Here is a 17,967-nt window from a genome sequence, read left to right on the forward strand (position 1 = left end):
CAAAACGCGAGGTTTTTTCATTAAACAAGCCCCACTAATCCCTATATTTGCCTCATGAAACGATTAATGCTGCTGTACATACTTTTCCCTGTATTTCTATTCTCACAGACGACCGGAAAAGTGATTAAAATTTCAGACGGAGATACCATTACTTTACTGTTAAAAGGCAACCAGCAAAAAAAACTGAGATTGGCTGAAGTCGATTGTCCGGAAAATGGGCAGGCGTTCGGTAAAAATGCAAAACAGTTTACTTCTGCTCAGGTATTCGGGAAAACGGTAAGCTTTGTTGAAACCAATACAGACCGCTATGGAAGATCCATTGCGAAAGTATACTATGACGATGGAAAATATCTTTCCAGAGAGCTTATCAAAGCCGGATTGGGATGGTGGTATTTTTCTTATTCCAAAGATGCCTCTTTGGGTAAGATCCAGGAAAATGCTAAGAATAAAAAGATAGGCCTTTGGCAGGATATCAATGCGGTTGCTCCCTGGGACTACCGCAAAATGAAACGTGAGCTTAGGAATAATAAGAAAATGGAAGCTGCTAAGAATGGAGCAAAAATAAAAGGTGCAGCATAAATATCAGATTATTATCCAATCTGATGAATGGTGAAAAATAAAACTGTCTCAAAAAATGAGACAGTCTTTTAAACAAAAAATAGTACAATCCTGATCTGGAAATTAATTTCTGTTTTTTACCAGAATCCATCCGGTGTAGGAAACCAGTTTTTGGGTATCCGGATCAGTCCATTTTATTTCATACCAATAGGTGCCGCTGTTTACCGGAGTACCTCCGATGGTGCCATCCCATTTTAAGTTATTATTTTTATCGGATGAATGAATAAGCTGTCCGTATCGGTTGAAAATATCAAACTTCAGATCTTTCAAAAATCCAAGCTCTGAATAATCCAGAGTATCATTGATGCCGTCACTGTTTGGTGTAATGGCATTGATAAGATTTGGAACCAGAATCTGTACTTCTACAGGGTGGCAGTTGCTGGAGTCTTTCACATAAAAAATATTTTTACCTCTTGGAAGGCCTGTAAAGACATTAGAATCCTGCCATATCATTCCATCCCTTGAATATTGGTAAGGAGGTGTACCGCCTTCTACAGTAAGTGTAACCGTATTTCCTGTAGTTTCTATCTTTTTAATTTTTGGAACAGGAACAGATAGTACTTTTACAAACTGTTTCGTTTCACATCCATTGGAAGTCAGGATTACCCAATAATTACCTATGGAAGCGGTGATAGATGGAGTAGTTGCTCCTGTGTTCCATAAATAAGAGGTATAGCCCGGCCCGGCATCCAATGTAACGCGTGCATCCGGACATATGTACCGATCCACCAGAAGAGCAGAAGGCTTGGGTGGAATCACAGTTAAAGTAATTTGGGCAAAATCAAAACAACCATTGCCTGTAATTATCTTTACGTAAACTGTTGTGTTTGAAGAAATATAAGCGGTAGGAGTAGTTATTTCATTCGTTCCATTGGTGGCATCTGCGAGAGTTGGATAATATCTCTTTGTCACTGGAGCCGTGGTCGTAACAAGAGCTGTAGTTAAATCGAAAGTTCCCGTATTAGGATTGCCTGGAACAAAGCATCCGTTAAGATTTGCATTCTGCACATTCGGAGCAGGATAAAATTGAAGAGTAATTCTAGCATTAGCAGTACAGCCTTCTACTGTAGTTACTTTTACGAATACTGTCGCAGGAGCAGCTGATGGATATGCATTGGCAGGAATAATTTCATTGGTTCCTGCATTTAAGTCAGCCATGGTAGGATAATATTTTCTGATGGCATTGGTTGGTCCTCCTACAGGAGCTGTAGTAAGATCAAAAATACCAGTTCCGTTGGTCTCGCAGGTTTTTACAGTCGTATCCGTTAAAATCAGAGGCTGTACTGTTATATTGACTTTTACCTGTTCACAATCTGTAAAATCCGGGTCGTTTCCACAGAATTTATAAGTGAAAGTATCCGTGGTTGTTCCTGCATTGGCAGTATAAGTAAGAATTCCTGTTGCAGGATTTACTGTTAAAGTCCCGTTCACCGGAGGAGCAATGATCTGTACTGTTCCTGGTACGGGAGTCTGTGTAGAATTGGAGAATGCAGGAGTGATGGCGGTAGGAGTTCCGGCGCTGCAGACATTCATTGATTTTACAGTATTGACAATGCAGGTGTATACTTTGTAGGGATATGTTGTGAGAGGATTACAGGTGCTTTTAGTAATTGATACGGTATAATTTCCTGCTTGGGTAGGAGTATAGGTATTATTGTTCGCACCCTGAATAGGAGTGCCGTTAAGATTCCATTGATAATGGTCAAAACCGCTTTCTACTTCTAAAACAATTCCCGGAACACATTCTCCGGCGGATTTACTGATTACCGGAATGGAATTGAAACCTGCAAAATATCCTCCGTAGCCAAGATTTCCGCTGCCTCCAATAATCCCGGCTGTAACCGCTTTGTTGGAAGTTACCGTAACATTTCCGGATATATTGGGAATAGAGTAAGAAACCCAGTCTGAAGTTCCGGTTACGGGAAAAGGTCCCTGTGCCGCTGCAGGTGTTACCCCATTTACTGCCACTCCGGCGCCTGCCTGTGTCAGGATATTGAGCTTTACAGAAAGTGGCGGGTTGAATGTCGTATAGTAGGGCATTTCTCCAATTTTTCCAATTTCATCAATAACAGTGGGAAGAAAACAATTCAAAGGAGGAATGTAATTAAAACCTTCTGTGGCGTCATTATCTGCAATGCCTGAAAGAAGCTGATAAACATACACATTTTTTGATGCTTTGACATACATATTGAGATGGGATGGCCCGTTAACGATATAATTCATTGCACTGACACGGTAATATTGTCCTTCGTTCAGAGTAGCAACCGGAGTAGGGTTGTTGTTCAGTCTGATTTCCGTATTATTTTCAGTAGCAACAATGATAGCGCCTTCGATTTCTGGAAGAAGGTTGCCCATTCCTTTAATAAGAACAAACTCCTGACCAAGGCGTTCTACAGGAACAGACTGATCCATCACAATGTCCTCTCCGTTATAAGGGGGAGCCAGCCCAAACTGACCGTGGTAATTTCCGTTGGTTACTGATACCGGTTTTGTAGATTCTATTTTAGCTCCGATAAAACCATCTTTATTTCCGGGTTTATTGGCATAACCTGCCAATATATAAGACTGCCCTTTGTTCAAAGTAATTGTAATACTCGGATGGGTAAGTCCGTTGAAATTATTATAAAACCAGGTAGTCATGGCATATCCGGAAACTTTAACCTGGGTATTGTCCTCTGTTGCCAGAATACCACAAGTGAAGTTCTGACTGATCTGATTGTTCATCAATGGTGAATACACTGCATAAAACTTCGTTCCGATTCCAGCTTTTCCCTTTGATGTTAAGATTTCCCCGTGATTGATTTCTGAAAATCTGTAGGTAGCAAAGAAAGGTAAATCACCGTGAAGATAGAGGCCTCTTGTTTTTACACTCATGGCATCCGTTGTATTCTGGCCTGTCATCAGATTCCAGGGTACATCAAAGGTCTGTGGATTTCCTTTGCTGATAGTAACCGTTCCAATAACGGTGTTATTATTGTAAATGGTGACGGGAAAAGGAGTTATATTATCTGTGGAAAGATAAAGTGCCTGTTTCGGCGACCCGTTGGAAGAACTTACCACCATGGGAGCAAACCAGTGGTCTGTATCCCGCTGTGCATAAGCAATTGAAGATAAGAATAACAGTATAAAAATAAATATGATCCTTTTCATAAAATTGTAGGGAAGATTAAATTAAATTGAACTCGACAGTGGCTGTGCGCCTTTGAATTAATCTTTATTTTTCAACAAGATCCATCCGGTGTATTTAATGATGGCATCCTGCAGAGCTGGCTCTTTCCAGGTGATGCTGTACCAGTAAGTTCCGGTAAACAGTTTTTTATTACTGAACATACCGTCCCATGTGTAATTGTTAAAGCGTGTCCCGGTAAAAACATTGTTGCCATATCTGTCGTACACCGTAAAAGACAGATCTTTTTTATAAGCAAAATCTGCATACGAAATTGTGTCATTAATATTATCACCATTAGGCGTAATAGCGCTGATCAGATTAATAACTGTTAATTCTACTTTTAAAGGTTCACAGTTATAAGAATCTTTTACGTAAAATTTGTTCTGTCCGTTCGGGAGGTTAATGAAAATATTTGAGCTTTGCCAGCTGGCACCATCAAGAGAGTATAGATAAGGAGGCTGTCCGCCGGTTACGGTAAGAGTAGCTTTATTATTTTCAATATCAATATTTTTGATAACAGGTTGGGGAGCGGCCTTTATCGTAATATTCTGTTTGGTAAAGCAATGATCATGTTCCAGAATCACCCAGTAATTTCCCACTCCTGCATCGGAGATTGATGAGGTAGTAGCGCCTGTGCTCCATTCATATGACTGATATCCCGTTCCTGCATCCAGTGTGGTTGTAGAATTAAAACAGATAAACTGATCTTTAAGCAAAGGAGAAGGATGAGGCAGGGTAACGGTAAGAGTTACCGTTGCAATAGTATAACAACCATTAGCATTAATTACTTTAATGTATATTGTTCCGCTGGTCGAAATGAAGGCATTAGGGTTTTGAATAGCATTGATTCCGGCTACAGCATCCTGTATCGTTTTATAATATTCTTTTGTAACACCTGTTTCATTGGTAACCAAAATCTGTGTAAGATTAAAACTTCCTTTATCCGGAGCTGAATCCATATAACATGACGTTAAAGAAGCATTCTGAACCTGTGGGGAAAGACTGAACAAAAGACTGATTTTTGCCTGGGCAGAACATCCTTCAGGAGTTGAAACTTTTACATAAATATCTTTAGGAATAGCAGATACATAAGCATTAGCCTGTATAATTTCATTGATTCCGGCCGTCAGATCTGCTAAGGTTGGGTAATACTTTTTTATACTTCCCGACGGACCTCCCACATTGGCGGAAGTAAGATCAAAAATTCCTGTTCCGTTATTATTGCAGGCCTTGATTGTAGTATTGAAAACACTCACTGATTGTACGGTAATGTTTACCTTTACTTCTTCACAATCGGTAAATTCGGGAATGTTACCACAGAATTTATAAGTGAATGTATCGGCTGCGGCCCCTGTATTAGCTGTATAAGTAAGCAGTCCCGTTGTAGGGTTTACATGGAGCGTACCATTGGCTGGCGGAGTGATGATCTGTACAGTACCCGGAACCGGAGTTTGGGAAGAATTAGTAAATGCTGGGGGTATAGTCAAAGGGGTGCCTGTCGAGCATACTGTCAGCGCTTTTGTTGTCTGTACCAGACAGGAAAATGCTTTATAAACAGGAGTTGTCGCAGGCGGACAGCTTCCTCCCACTGATACAGTCACTGTATAATTTCCCGGCTGGGTAGGAGTGTAAGTATTGCTGTTTGCTCCCGGAATAGCTGTTCCATTAAAATTCCACTGATAGGAAGAATAACTGTCATCTACCTCCAGGGTCATACCGGGAATACAGGCTCCGTTTTTCCTGGCAATAACAGGTATAGAAGAGAATCCGGCGAAATAACCACCGTAGCCGACAGCATCATATCCAGCTACAATTCCTGCTGTAACAGCTTTGGTTGATTGAACTGTGACATTTCCTGTAACGTTTTCCACAGAATAGGTTTGCCAGTTTGTATTTCCTGTAACGGGATAAGGTCCCTGAGTACCTGATAAATTATTTCCATTTACAGATACGGTTGCTCCGGATTCAGTAATGATCTGTAATCTAACAGTAGGAGTCATGGGTGTGAAATAGGGAAGAATATTAATCATCCCGATCTCATCAATTTTCTTTGGTAGAAAACAGTTTAGCGGTGGAATATAATTGGCTCCACCTGTATTGTAATATGTTCCGGAAGTCCCGCCGGACATTAGCTGATAAACATATATTTTCTTAGTAGAACGGATGCGCATATTGTAATGCCCGCTGAAATTCTGGCTGATATATCCCGTTGCGCCTATTCTATAGAACTGCCCCTCATTTAATGTTGCTTTTGGAACTGTTTCATCATTCAGGTAGACTTGTGTGTTATTTTCAGTAGCTACAACAATAGCTCCTTCAAGTTCATAAGCTAGAGGAGATGTACCTTTCATTAATACAAATTCATCTCCAAGACGTTCCACAGGTACGGATTGATCCATGAAGATATCGCTTCCTCCCGCTCCGTTGCCAATCAGTGTCTGCTGTCCGTTAAAATTACCATTAGTAACTGTGATCGGTTTGTTTGACTCAATTTTAGCTCCGATGAAACCGGTAAGATTCCCTGCTGAGGAGCCCTTTCCATCAATAGTATAAGATTGCCCTTTATTTAAAATAATGGTCATGGAAGGAGTCGTTGCCCCTGTGCTTCCGTTGGAGAACTGCACCGCTGGATTATAACCTGACACAGTAACTGTAGTATTATCTTCCGTTGCTAAAATACTACAGGTGAAATTATAAGTAGGATCAGGCTGTGGTAAGTTGACATAGGCAACATAGAATTTTGTTCCGATGCCCGCCTTTCCTTTAGACGTAAGTATTTCTCCATGTTTGTCTATTGAAAATCTGAAAGTACAGAAAAAAGGTTTCTCTCCTTTTACATAAAGTCCCCGGGTCGTGGTTGTAAATACCTGCGACTGGGATTCGGTAATCATATAATCTTTAAGAATATCAAAAGACTGAGGATTTCCTTTACTGATAGTTACAGTTCCTATAATGGTATTATTGTTATAGATTGTAACAGGAAATGGAGTAGTAGAATCTGTAGACAAAAACAATGCCTGTTTATTGGTGTTGTTTGTAAAGCCCTGTTTTATCGGAGCAAACCAATGTTCTGTATCTCTTTGGGAAAAAAGCATATTGCTTGCAAAATGTAAAATAAGCACTGCAAAAAAAAGCTTTCTGACCAGTAGAAGCCAGTGCTTTACTATTTCGGAAGCAGGCTTGTAAACGAAGTAAAAGTCTTTCATTGAATAAGTTTAGGGGGAAAAAAACTGCCATAAAAGCGACAGATCAATTCCAGCCGCTTTTAATGGCAGAGACAACATTTATTTCTTTATAACTTTTACGGTATGGAAAGTACCGTCTTTCTTTTCCATTCTTGCTACATATACTCCTGATGCCAGATCCTTTAATGAAATGGTATTTTCAAAATTTCTGATCTCAGTGATGAATTGCCCGGAAGTACTATAAATTCTGACTGACTTTAGATTTTTGCTTTCAGTAAAAGTAATTACATCAGTGAAAGGATTAGGATAGATGCCGGTTTTTGTTTGGGTTGTATTCTCATGTACATTCATAGTCTGGCTAGGAGCCCATGAAATATTATCCCAGTAATATTGTGCATTCCCTGAAAGAGCATACGTATTGCGGATGGCCAGTCTTGCTCCTGCAGGAACGGTATTGGGAATCGTAACAGTGTAATCACTGCTTCCTGTAGCTGGAGTATAGGATGTATTTGTGATATCCAGCTGCTGGATCAGCGTGAAACTGGCAGCATCCGCAGGATTGGTCATATATCCGACTTCTAATTTTCCTGTACTGGCACTGCAATAAGCATTGAATTTTAAAGAATGAGTTCCGGCATTAATATTGGTAAACACAGGTAATATGGCAATGGATACATCTCCAGCAGAAATACTGCGTTGTAATATATGTCTTGTTCCGGAGAGAGCCCCGTTTCCATTAATGTTTACGCTAGCGATTCCTGTTACAATTCTTCCCCAGCATGGAGCATTGGTTAGCAGCCCTGTAGCATAAGAGTCAAAATTCTCGGATAAACCAGCCACAGGTGCGCAGAGAGTCAGGACAGAAGCAATATTACTCCATGCACTCTGATCAGAGGTACTGCATCTTGATCTCACCCAGACATAATATGTTGTTGCAGAATTTAATCCCTGTATCGTATAAGGATTTGCCGTTACACCTGTTATACTAGGTGCAGTAGATGAGGTTGGAGCAATGTTGTTTGTACTGTAGTAGATATCATATCCCATTGCTGGTGCAGGAGAGGGTGCAGTCCATGTAATATTCGCTGTTGCACTGGTAGCATTGGATAATACAATATTTGTTGGAGCAAAGCAAGTTGGTTTAGGCTCCCAATAAACATTATCCCAGTAAATACTCACAGAAGGAACTCCTCCATGTCTTATAGCCAGCCTTGCATTGGCAGGAACGGTATTGGGCACTACAACACTGTATTCATAACCGTCAAAACCTGTACTGCTGATATTCACAGATTGAATATTCACAAAAGAAGAAGCATCAGTATCACTGGTAACGTAGCCAATGTCTAATACTCCGGCTGTACCGCTTACTTTGGCTTTAAATCTCAACCAATGGGTTCCTGCATTTACATTGCTGAACATTGGAAGTACGGCGATAGTTGTATTGGCAGCCCCATTAGCACTTTGATACATGGCTTTACTGTTATTCACACCACTACCGGAAGCAATAGTCTGATATCCTGTTCCCAAAATAATTCTGTCCCAGCAATCAGCGTTACTAGGCCCGCTTGCAGCATTTTCGAAATCTTCAAACATTGAAGTTTTAGCATCGCACTTGGTTTTAAATATCCCCCTTAAAGACCATTCACTTTTAGATGTACCGCAAACTGATCTCACATAAAAATAGTAAGTCGTAAAAGGCAAAAGTCCGCTGATTGGTGCTGAGACTGTATTACTGGCTCCCGATATCGGAGTAGAGGCATCCGGAATAGTAGTGGAAGAAGTATAATAATATTCATAGCTTCCTGGTGCTGTCGTTGGAGCGGTCCAGGAAATAATTGCAGAATTGTTGGTAATACCGGAAGAAGTAAGAGCTGTTGGAACAAAACAGGCCGGGGAAGCATCTATCTTCAAGCTGAAATCTGCAAAATTACCGTAATTGTTAGGTCCGCACGGATTTACCGGATTGGGGAATGAAGTTCCGCTCTGTACCCTGATTCTATATATTCCCAATGCCTGGGAAGGCGGAATAAAAAACTGATCATCAACAACCGAATAACTTGAAGGGCCTAGTGGATTCTCATAAAAATCATCAAAATCCCCGTCACTATTCCAGTCGATCCAGATATAGGATTTTACTCCTGATCCGGCAAAATCCAGATGAACGTTCACTGTTCCTCCAGGATAGGAAGTTACGATCTGACTGGAAGAATTATCTGCATAAGCCTGATATGCGGTGGCTGTATAATATAAACCTCCCTGATCAGAAAAAACAGCATTTTTTAAATAATTGTTCTGGCTTGAAGCTCCGGCAGTAGGAACACAATAAGCCTGCGCATTCAGTTGGTAAACTGAGAGGAAGAAAATCATCCATAATAAGTAGTGTTTTCTCATTTTATTTCTATTTTTTTTAAGATTAGATACTACCTTTATTGTCTGCATCTTTATTTCTTTTCTATATCAATGAATACAGATGATTGATTGATGTCTTAAAAAATCATATATTAGATGATAGTGATATTCTCTTTAATTTCTTTTAATAATAATGGTTAATAGGTGTGATGGCTACATTGAAATTTGAGAATAAGTCTAATATTTTGAATCGACTTAAAGGTTTGAACAATATTAGCGTTATATTTGCCCCTCATCAAGGAATATGCTTGCATAATTCGCTGAATTTACAAGGGTTTAAAATTTAAAACACTGTAAATCAGCAATATGTGATTTTATGGTTTAAAAGGACTAATGATAGAAATATCAGTTAATAATAGCGGGAAAATGATCCTCATGGTAAGAAAAATACTGGAAAGTAATATGACAATATTGTTTTTCATTCTGTGGTGCCCGGTTTTTATAAATGGGCAGCCGGCTCCGGATTTCAGTATTTTAACCGATAAAGCATTTCAGAAATTATATCAGAATCCTGAAGAGTGTATCAGCTATTCACAAAGTCTTCTGATTAGTGATAAAAATATAGAACATAAAGTCATTCTCCGGAATATTATTTCCCAGGCTTATGCCTTACAGGGAAACTATGTGCAATCCGTAAGTATTTCCAATCAGAAGGAAGAAGATGATAAAAGAGGGAATCTTTCACAATTCATCCAATTGTTTGATGATTATAATCTGGCAGATCAGTATCAGAATTTAGGATTGTATGGGCAGTCAAAAAAAATCATTGCAGGTATTTTAAAAGATCCGGATCTGCTAAAGAGCCAGAATCCAAAGGAACGTATGGTTCTCGCCAAGCTATTTCAGCTTCAGGCTATCAATGCAGGGATGGTAAGAGACTATGAGTCTGCTGTGTTGAATATGGATAAGAGTGATTCTTATCTCACTGGTACAAATGAAGAAAACAGAATTATCAGATGGGAAAATAGCATTTTCAGGTCTACTTTTCTCTTACGTCAGAACAAACTGGAAGAATCAAAAAAATTGTTTGATAGTGTCATTGCGGATATTGAAAAGCATGGAAATAATGCCTTTATCTCTGCATTTGCTTATGAAAGTCTTTCCCGATACTATTTTATGAAAGGAGACTATAATGCAGCCATCCAAAAGCTGGAAAAAGGATTCTCTGAAATCGAAAATCTTCCTTATAACGATCTGAAAATTATTTTTTACGAATTGTTTGCCCGCAACTATCTGGCTCTTAATAATGATGAAAAATATTACTACTACAATAAATTATATACGGATCTTAAAGCAAAGCTGGATTCCAATAAAAAAGAAGGGATTCAGTATGTTGTAAAGCTGCTTGAAACGTACCATAATAAAAATCTTGAATTTCAGAAGCAAAATAAGGTAAGCCAGCTTCGGATAGCAGGAAGTATTATGTTAATTCTTATCCTGATAACAACTGCTTATTTCCTGATTGAATCCGCAAGATCCAAAGACCTTAAGAAACAGCTTGTTTTTTTTGAAAAACTGAAATTTAAAGAAGAAATAGCAGGAGGGGCAGCTGAAAGATCAATCGAAATTTTAAAAGAAAATAAAGCCCAGGAAAAAGATCTCTCTAAAATTTCAAAAGAAAAAGAAGAAGAAATTCTACAGAAGCTCAAAGACTGGGAAAAGTCTGACAGTTACCTGAACAAGAACATGTCATTGGCGATCTTATCTGCTCAGACAGGAATAAATACCAAGTATTTGTCGGAAGTGATCAACAATAACAAAGGAAAAAATTTTAACGGCTATATCAATGAGCTCAGAATTGATCACATTGCACGTCTTCTGAAAACAGATCCTGCCTATCTGAATTATAAAGTAAGCTATCTGGCGGAATACGCAGGGTTTTCATCTCACGGAGCATTTACAAATGTGTTTAAATCGATCACGGGAATGTCTCCAAATACCTACATTCAGGAAATTATAAAAAATAAATGCTGATGAAATTCTTTATCCATATCATTTTACTGAGTGTTTTGCTTTTCCAGACAACTCTTTCAGGACAGAAAATTTCTGATGATTCCCTGATGAAGCTTGCCAACCGTGAGATTTATAACAATCCGGATTATGCTACCAGTATTGGAAAAAAACTGCTTAGAAAAGAAAACGGACTTGAGAAATCCATTAAAATTTATCTGATTTTGTCCACAGCGGGAATTGCCAAAAGAAACTTTGATGAATCTCTGCAATATATTCTAAAAGCAAGAGAGTTGCTTCAGAAAACGAATGACCCTAAAATTCACACCAGTTTTTTGATTGCGGCTGCCGTGCAGTATCAGCAAATGGAACTCTTCAGTAAAAGTCTTGAAACACTGGACGAAGCTGATGAATATCTTACAAAACTTCCGGAAGATTCTTATCTGAGATATTTTGAAACGGCGAGAAGTTATGCATTAAGAGGAATGATTTATAAAAGTCAGTCGAATCCGGAAATAGCTCTTCAGGAATTTTTAATTGCCATCAGAAATTTTGAAAAAGTAAAAGAGCAGGAGAAAACATATTTTAACCAAAGCATCATTTATTACAATATAGGGAACTGTTATCTCAATCTGAACCAGCCTGACAATGCCGGAACAGCTTTTATGAAATCTATGAATCTGGCAAGCTTAATCAAAGCGAAAAGTCTGGAGGCATTTGCTTTAAAAGGCCTTGCGGAGATGAATAAACAAAAACATCAGAATCAGGAAGCCCTTACACTGTTGATAAAAGCTGAAGAACTGGGTAGGGAAGCAGGAGACCTGACTCTTAATGAAGGAATTTATATGGAAATGGCGGATAATTATCTGGCAATGGGAAATCCTGATCTTTACCAGGTGTACAGCAAGAAATATTTTGAGACGAAATTCAAAAGAGAGCAGAGTGAATTAAGCTCTATCAAACACGCTATTGATGTTCATAATATAGAGACCCGGAAAAAAAGTGAAAAGCTAGCCACCCGATATAATTATTTTATGGCTGGGATGATGATTCTTGGACTTTTTATACTAAGTATCTTTTCCTATTTTGTTATAAAAATCAGAAAGCAGAATAGAAAATATCAGGACGAAATTAAACAGCTTATCAGGGATTAAACAGAGATTATCCGGCTTTCTGTGAAATAGGCTTTAGCTCAAACTTAATTATCAAAAAGTTCAAGATTTTTGATGAAAATAAATCGTGGAGATCAATTTGTATGAAGGTAATAAAAACAAAAAACCTCACAATAGAAATTGTGAGGTTTTTTGTGAGCGCGAAAGGATTCGAACCTTTGTCGTCCCGATTTAAATCGGGATGCTCTATGCTGTTTGATTCGTTGAAATTATTTGATTGTAAAATAAAATTGTAACCTTTTAAAAACAAAAAACCTCACAATAAAAATTGTGAGGTTTTTTGTGAGCGCGAAAGGATTCGAACCTTTGTCGTCCCGATTTAAATCGGGATGCTCTATGCTGTTTGATTCGTTGAAATTATTTGATTGTAAAATAAAATTGTAACCTTTTAAAAACAAAAAACCTCACAATAAAAATTGTGAGGTTTTTTGTGAGCGCGAAAGGATTCGAACCTTTGACCGTCTGCTTAGAAGGCAGATGCTCTATCCAGCTGAGCTACGCACCCTTAGAAGTTGATTCTCGCTTAGTAATAAGCACATTAAAAAGTCGGGGCGGCAGGATTCGAACCTGCGACCTCCTGGTCCCAAACCAGGCGCGATGACCGGACTACGCTACGCCCCGAATATATAGAAGAGCGGAGGGTAAGGGATTCGAACCCTTGCGACACTTTCGCGTCGACAGTTTAGCAAACTGCTCCGTTAACCACTCCGGCAACCCTCCTTTTTGTTTATTTTTTAATGATCGTTGTTCCGTTATTGCGAGTGCAAATATAGAACAGATTTCTTTATTTACCAAATAAAATTCAAGAAAATTTTGTGTATTTTTGAACTAATAAATCATCCAAAAACCAAACTGATGCGTAAAACATTATATATCATCGGATTAAGCACATTTGTTTTTTCATGTACTTCTCAGCAAAATGTGAAAAAAAATACTTACAAACCGAAAACCCCAATAACACAGGCGAAACCAACGGTTCAGACAAAACCTCCGGTTGCTCCAAAACCAAAAGTTATATCTGATCATGGAGTAGAATTTTTTACGACCAATATAGCAGACCCAACAAAAAATGATAATACGGCAAGTTACGGTTCTATTGTATCTGCAAAACCGGGCGGATATAAAGTGGTAAAAACTTATTTTCCTGCAGTGGGGCAGAATTTCAGACAGCGTTATCTGATATTACATTATACCGCTCTTGCAGATGATAAATCAATCAGTGTTCTTACCCAACAGTCGGTAAGTGCCCATTATCTGGTAAATAATACAGGAGATAACGAGATCTATCAATTGGTAGATGAAAATAAAAGAGCATACCATGCAGGGATAAGTGCATGGAGAAATGACAAAAATCTTAATGATAATTCTATCGGTATTGAAATTGTAAATACAGGATATACTACAGATAGTACCGGTAAAAGAACTTTTGCCCCTTTTAGTGATGAGCAGGTGAAAAAAGTGGCTGCTCTGGTTAAAGATATTGTAACAAGATATCAGATCCAGCCAACAAACGTATTGGGGCATTCAGATATTGCTCCTACAAGAAAACAGGATCCGGGACCGATGTTCCCATGGAAAAAGCTCTATGACGAATATCAGGTTGGAATGTGGTATGATGAAGCTGCTAAACAGACTTATCTTGAACCTGCACAAGCCGACCTGGCAGCAAGATATAATGAGTCCAGTTTTATTTTCCTTATTCAGACTTCATTGCAGAAATTCGGATATGCAATTGATCCTAGCGGACAATGGGATGATGCTACCAAGAAAACAATTGAGGCATTCCAGTACCACTTCCGTCCACAGAATTATGACGGAATCATGGATGCTGAAACATGGGCAATACTCCAGGCTTTAAATCAAAAATATCCAGTAAAATAATTCAAATTAAAACGCATCGGTTAGATGCGTTTTTGCTATCTTTAAACGATCAAAAACAGTAAAATATCTGTAATGGAAAATTTCAGAAAAGAAAGTGATCTATTAGGCGAACTGAATGTGCCTTTAGATGCTTATTATGGGGTTCAGACACAAAGAGCTATCGACAATTTTAAAATCTCAGGACAGCTTTTGTCTTCGTATCCGGATTTCATAAAAGGGTTGGCTTTTGTAAAAAAAGCAGCCGCAAAAACCAATTATGAATTAGGACTTCTGGACGAAAACCTGTATTTTAAAATAGCAGAAGCGTGTGATGAAATTGTAGAAGGGAAATATCATGAGCAGTTTCCGGTAGATATGATTCAGGGGGGAGCAGGAACTTCTATCAACATGAATGCGAATGAAGTGATCGCTAACATCGTATTGGAAAAATTAGGAAAAAATAAAGGAGAATACGAATTCTGTTCGCCTAATGATCATATCAACCTTTCTCAGTCTACCAATGACGCTTATCCTACAGCTATCAAAATGGGATTGCTTCAGATGAACATTGGGCTGGTAGAAAAATTAGAAAGAATTATCACTGCTTTCCGTGCAAAAGGACAGGAATTTCAGGATGTAATCAAAATGGGACGTACACAACTTCAGGATGCAGTCCCGATGACTTTAGGGCAGGAATTTGAAGCGTATGCAGCCACTTTGGAAGAGGATATCTCCAAGCTGAATAACAATGCCAGCCTTTTTGTAGAAGTAAATATGGGGGCTACTGCCATCGGAACAGGAATAAATGCTCCGGTAGGCTATGCAGCCCTTTGTGCTAAAAACTTAGCTCAGATAACAGGATTTCCGATTGTTTCAGCACCAGACCTTGTGGAAGCTACCCCTGATACGGGATCTTATGTGATCTACTCATCAGCAATGAAACGCCTTGCTGTGAAACTGTCAAAGATTTGTAACGATTTAAGATTACTTTCATCAGGTCCAAGAGCAGGCCTTTTTGAAATTAATCTTCCGCCAATGCAGCCGGGTTCTTCTATTATGCCGGGGAAAGTAAATCCTGTAATTCCGGAAGTGGTTAATCAGGTATGTTTCAAAGTGATTGGAAACGATCTTACGGTAACCTTTGCAGCAGAAGCAGGACAGTTACAGCTGAATGTAATGGAACCGGTACTTTCTCATGCCATCATGGAAAATATCAACTTCCTTTGCAATGCTTTGGATACACTTCGCGACAAGTGTGTGGTTGGAATTACAGCCAATAAGGAAGTCTGCCTGAATATGGTGAAACACAGCATCGGAATTGTAACGGCATTGAATCCTTACATCGGGTACAAACAGTCTACACAGATTGCAAAAGAAGCTTTGGAAACCGGGAAAAGTGTTTACAATCTTGTTCTGGAAAAAGGAATTCTCTCTCAGGAAAAGCTGGACGAAATTCTTGATCCGAAGAATATGCTGAAACCGCATAACAAATAAATTCATCAACGATAAATGATCAATGGTAATTGATGCCCTCGAAAGCTTCTCATCATTGATCATTTATTATTCATCATTTATACTATAATTCGTGAGGTTTTTAATCATAATTCCTGCCCATAACGAAGAAAACAACCTTCCATTTACTCTTGATTCTTTACAACAGCAAAGCAGCAAAGATTTTAAAGTAGTGGTAGTGAATGACGGTTCTACAGACAGAACAGCTGAGGTGATCAGAAAATATACGGAAGCTGATTCCCGTTTTGAAACGGTCAACCTTCAGAAATCTGAACACCAGCCGGGATCAAAAGTGGTTCACGCTTTCAAAAACGGACTTCAGACCCAGGCTATGGATGAATTTGATATTATCTGTAAATTTGATGCCGATATCATTCTTCCGGAAAATTATCTGTCAGTTGTAGAAACAGCTTTTGCCACGCATCCGGAATTTGGATTGGTAGGAGGCCTTTTGTATATTGAAAAAGACGGAAACTGGGTATATGAAGGAAATTCCAATAAACATCATGTAAGAGGTCCTATGAAGGCCTACCGTAAAGAATGTTTTATTCAGATTGGCGGCATAAGGGAAACACTGGGCTGGGATAATATTGATTCCATTTTACTGGATAATCTTGGGTGGAAAGAAGTTGTTCTTCCGGAGCTGCATGTAAAGCTGATTAAAGTAAAAGGTGCCGATTATACGATACGCCCAGCGGATTATTACGGAAGATATTTTTATTTCTTAGGACTGAACAGGTTTCTGGCATACATCGCCTCCTCAAAAGAAGCTGTGAAAAGTAAGTCTGCTTCATTTTTCTTTGATATTATCAGGTCTTATGAAAGCTGCAGATCAAAGAAATTAGAATTGAAAATTACAAAAGAAGAACAAAAAGCCGTTAATGATCAGCGTCTGAAAACGTTGAAAAAGAAATGGCTGAAGATGTAAAAGATAAATTATTTTATACATTGCAAATGTTCATCAATTGAAACGGGCTTTAGCCCGTTTAATCAAAAAAATAAAAATCCATTGGCTTTAGCCAAAACTTAAGATATAACTCCCGTTAACCCGTGAAAAAAATAGCTTACATAGAAATAGACACTCACGCAGAAATTGCTCAGGCTTTCATGGATATTATGGAAGGTTCTGAGGATTTTACCGTAGACTATTATTTTTCAAAAAGGATAAAAGATCAGATCAGCCATCATGATGAAGCTGTTTTCTTATCAGACAGTTCCATGATTCTGGATCAGTTAAAAGGGAAAGGATATGACCTTGTGGTAATAGGAACTGTTCATCGTTATTTTAATACATTTTTTGCAGTGACAAAAAAGTACAATACCGCGGTCATTATCCATAATCTTAATTTCATAAAAGCTTCAAAGCTGGATCTGATAAAAAGCGTTTTCAAAGGAGATGTTATTTTCAGGTTAAAATTGTGGCTGAAAGAAGGATTACTGTACAAAACCAAAGTGTATCAGGCATCCCGGTCTCTTTTTGTACTGGATGAAGCAATGACTTCGGATCAATATCAGTATCTGCCACTGTTTTATACCAGAGATTTTGACAGGACAAAAAATGAAAATCTTATGGTCGTAATTCCTGGTGGGGTTTCACAAAAGAGAAGAGATTACGTCTATATTTTTAAAACTATTCAGAATCTCCATACAGACAGGATTTGCCAGTTTGTTTTCCTTGGAAAAGCAGGCGGACACGAGTTAAAACAACTTGAAAATCTGTCCGGAAAATTACCCGAAAACATTAAAATCACCTATTTTTCAGAAAGGGTGCCCTCCGGGGATTTTGAAAAATGGATGCAGAAAGCAGACGTTTTGTGGTGTCCGATTCAGCAGGATACAGAATTCTTCAGCATGAAAGAAACGTATGGACTGACTAAGATGACAGGAAACCTGGGCGATGCCATAGCTTATGGGAAACTGGCTATTTTTCCAGGAAATTATCCCTCAAAATTAGACTTTATTATTGCTGAAAAAGAAAATGTTCTTGAACAATTAAGCACTGTTTCGGAAACTCCATTTGATTTTTATAAAACTTATGGCAGGAAAGAAGTTCAGAAGAGACTGGAACAATTTCTAACATCTTTAATCTAAA

Annotated in this window: 10 protein-coding genes and 3 tRNA genes; 7 read left to right on the forward strand and 6 right to left on the reverse strand. The window is 38.5% G+C overall.

Annotation, left to right across the window (positions count from 1 at the left end):
- Nucleotides 1-54 precede the first annotated feature (54 nt).
- Nucleotides 55-579 carry a thermonuclease family protein gene (locus tag V0410_RS20905; RefSeq protein ID WP_330745487.1) on the forward strand — a complete coding sequence of 175 codons (525 nt, stop codon included), beginning with the start codon at nucleotides 55-57 and terminating at the stop codon, nucleotides 577-579.
- Between the two features lie 102 nt (nucleotides 580-681).
- Here the strand turns inward: V0410_RS20905 and V0410_RS20910 are convergent, their stop codons facing one another.
- The 3 genes from V0410_RS20910 to V0410_RS20920 form a co-directional block, all read right to left on the reverse strand.
- Nucleotides 682-3,768, reverse strand: a complete 3,087-nt coding sequence (locus tag V0410_RS20910) for a T9SS type B sorting domain-containing protein (RefSeq protein ID WP_330745488.1) — start codon at nucleotides 3,766-3,768, stop codon at nucleotides 682-684.
- 57 nt (nucleotides 3,769-3,825) lie between these two features.
- Nucleotides 3,826-6,993 carry a T9SS type B sorting domain-containing protein gene (locus V0410_RS20915; protein WP_330745489.1) on the reverse strand — a complete coding sequence of 1,056 codons (3,168 nt, stop codon included), beginning with the start codon at nucleotides 6,991-6,993 and terminating at the stop codon, nucleotides 3,826-3,828.
- A 78-nt stretch (nucleotides 6,994-7,071) separates the two neighbouring features.
- Nucleotides 7,072-9,363: a fibronectin type III domain-containing protein gene (locus V0410_RS20920; protein WP_330745490.1), complete on the reverse strand. Its 2,292-nt coding sequence runs from the start codon at nucleotides 9,361-9,363 to the stop codon at nucleotides 7,072-7,074.
- Between the two features lie 351 nt (nucleotides 9,364-9,714).
- On the opposite strand from V0410_RS20920, the gene V0410_RS20925 reads away from it, so the two are divergent.
- Both V0410_RS20925 and V0410_RS20930 read left to right on the forward strand, forming a co-directional pair.
- Nucleotides 9,715-11,355: a helix-turn-helix domain-containing protein gene (locus V0410_RS20925; protein WP_330745491.1), complete on the forward strand. Its 1,641-nt coding sequence runs from the start codon at nucleotides 9,715-9,717 to the stop codon at nucleotides 11,353-11,355.
- The gene (locus V0410_RS20930) at nucleotides 11,355-12,485 is read left to right on the forward strand and encodes a hypothetical protein (protein ID WP_330745492.1); all 1,131 of its coding nucleotides are present in this window, start codon (nucleotides 11,355-11,357) and stop codon (nucleotides 12,483-12,485) included. The genes V0410_RS20925 and V0410_RS20930 overlap by 1 nt, the downstream gene beginning before the upstream one ends.
- A gap of 449 nt (nucleotides 12,486-12,934) precedes the next feature.
- Here V0410_RS20930 and V0410_RS20935 read toward each other — a convergent pair.
- From V0410_RS20935 to V0410_RS20945, 3 genes are all read right to left on the reverse strand, one after another.
- A tRNA-Arg gene (locus tag V0410_RS20935) sits at nucleotides 12,935-13,008 on the reverse strand.
- A 41-nt stretch (nucleotides 13,009-13,049) separates the two neighbouring features.
- Nucleotides 13,050-13,124: transfer RNA gene (locus V0410_RS20940), tRNA-Pro, on the reverse strand.
- Nucleotides 13,125-13,138: 14 nt separating this feature from the next.
- Nucleotides 13,139-13,223: transfer RNA gene (locus V0410_RS20945), tRNA-Ser, on the reverse strand.
- A 135-nt stretch (nucleotides 13,224-13,358) separates the two neighbouring features.
- On the opposite strand from V0410_RS20945, the gene V0410_RS20950 reads away from it, so the two are divergent.
- The 4 genes from V0410_RS20950 to V0410_RS20965 all read left to right on the forward strand — a co-directional run bounded on the left by V0410_RS20950 (nucleotide 13,359) and on the right by V0410_RS20965 (nucleotide 17,966).
- On the forward strand, nucleotides 13,359-14,384 hold the full coding sequence (locus V0410_RS20950) for an N-acetylmuramoyl-L-alanine amidase (RefSeq protein WP_330745493.1): 1,026 nt from the start codon (nucleotides 13,359-13,361) through the stop codon (nucleotides 14,382-14,384).
- 72 nt (nucleotides 14,385-14,456) lie between these two features.
- Nucleotides 14,457-15,857 carry an aspartate ammonia-lyase gene (gene aspA, locus V0410_RS20955; RefSeq protein ID WP_110010803.1) on the forward strand — a complete coding sequence of 467 codons (1,401 nt, stop codon included), beginning with the start codon at nucleotides 14,457-14,459 and terminating at the stop codon, nucleotides 15,855-15,857.
- Between the two features lie 91 nt (nucleotides 15,858-15,948).
- A complete protein-coding gene (locus tag V0410_RS20960; protein WP_330745494.1) occupies nucleotides 15,949-16,803 on the forward strand; it encodes a glycosyltransferase in 855 nt (284 codons plus the stop codon).
- Between the two features lie 122 nt (nucleotides 16,804-16,925).
- Nucleotides 16,926-17,966 (forward strand): hypothetical protein, encoded by a 1,041-nt coding sequence (locus tag V0410_RS20965; protein WP_330745495.1) that lies wholly within the window; start codon nucleotides 16,926-16,928, stop codon nucleotides 17,964-17,966.
- Nucleotide 17,967 lies beyond the last annotated feature (1 nt).

This window comes from Chryseobacterium sp. CP-77 (assembly GCF_036362765.1).
Taxonomy (GTDB): domain Bacteria; phylum Bacteroidota; class Bacteroidia; order Flavobacteriales; family Weeksellaceae; genus Chryseobacterium; species Chryseobacterium cupriresistens.

Bases quoted from the DNA above. Each gene is read 5' to 3' on its own strand.
- V0410_RS20905 (WP_330745487.1), top strand. From the start codon at position 55: ATGAAACGATTAATGCTGCTGTACATACTTTTCCCTGTATTTCTATTC.
- V0410_RS20910 (WP_330745488.1), bottom strand. From the start codon at position 3,768: ATGAAAAGGATCATATTTATTTTTATACTGTTATTCTTATCTTCAATT.
- V0410_RS20915 (WP_330745489.1), bottom strand. From the start codon at position 6,993: ATGAAAGACTTTTACTTCGTTTACAAGCCTGCTTCCGAAATAGTAAAG.
- V0410_RS20920 (WP_330745490.1), bottom strand. From the start codon at position 9,363: ATGAGAAAACACTACTTATTATGGATGATTTTCTTCCTCTCAGTTTAC.
- V0410_RS20925 (WP_330745491.1), top strand. From the start codon at position 9,715: ATGATAGAAATATCAGTTAATAATAGCGGGAAAATGATCCTCATGGTA.
- V0410_RS20930 (WP_330745492.1), top strand. From the start codon at position 11,355: ATGAAATTCTTTATCCATATCATTTTACTGAGTGTTTTGCTTTTCCAG.
- V0410_RS20950 (WP_330745493.1), top strand. From the start codon at position 13,359: ATGCGTAAAACATTATATATCATCGGATTAAGCACATTTGTTTTTTCA.
- aspA (WP_110010803.1), top strand. From the start codon at position 14,457: ATGGAAAATTTCAGAAAAGAAAGTGATCTATTAGGCGAACTGAATGTG.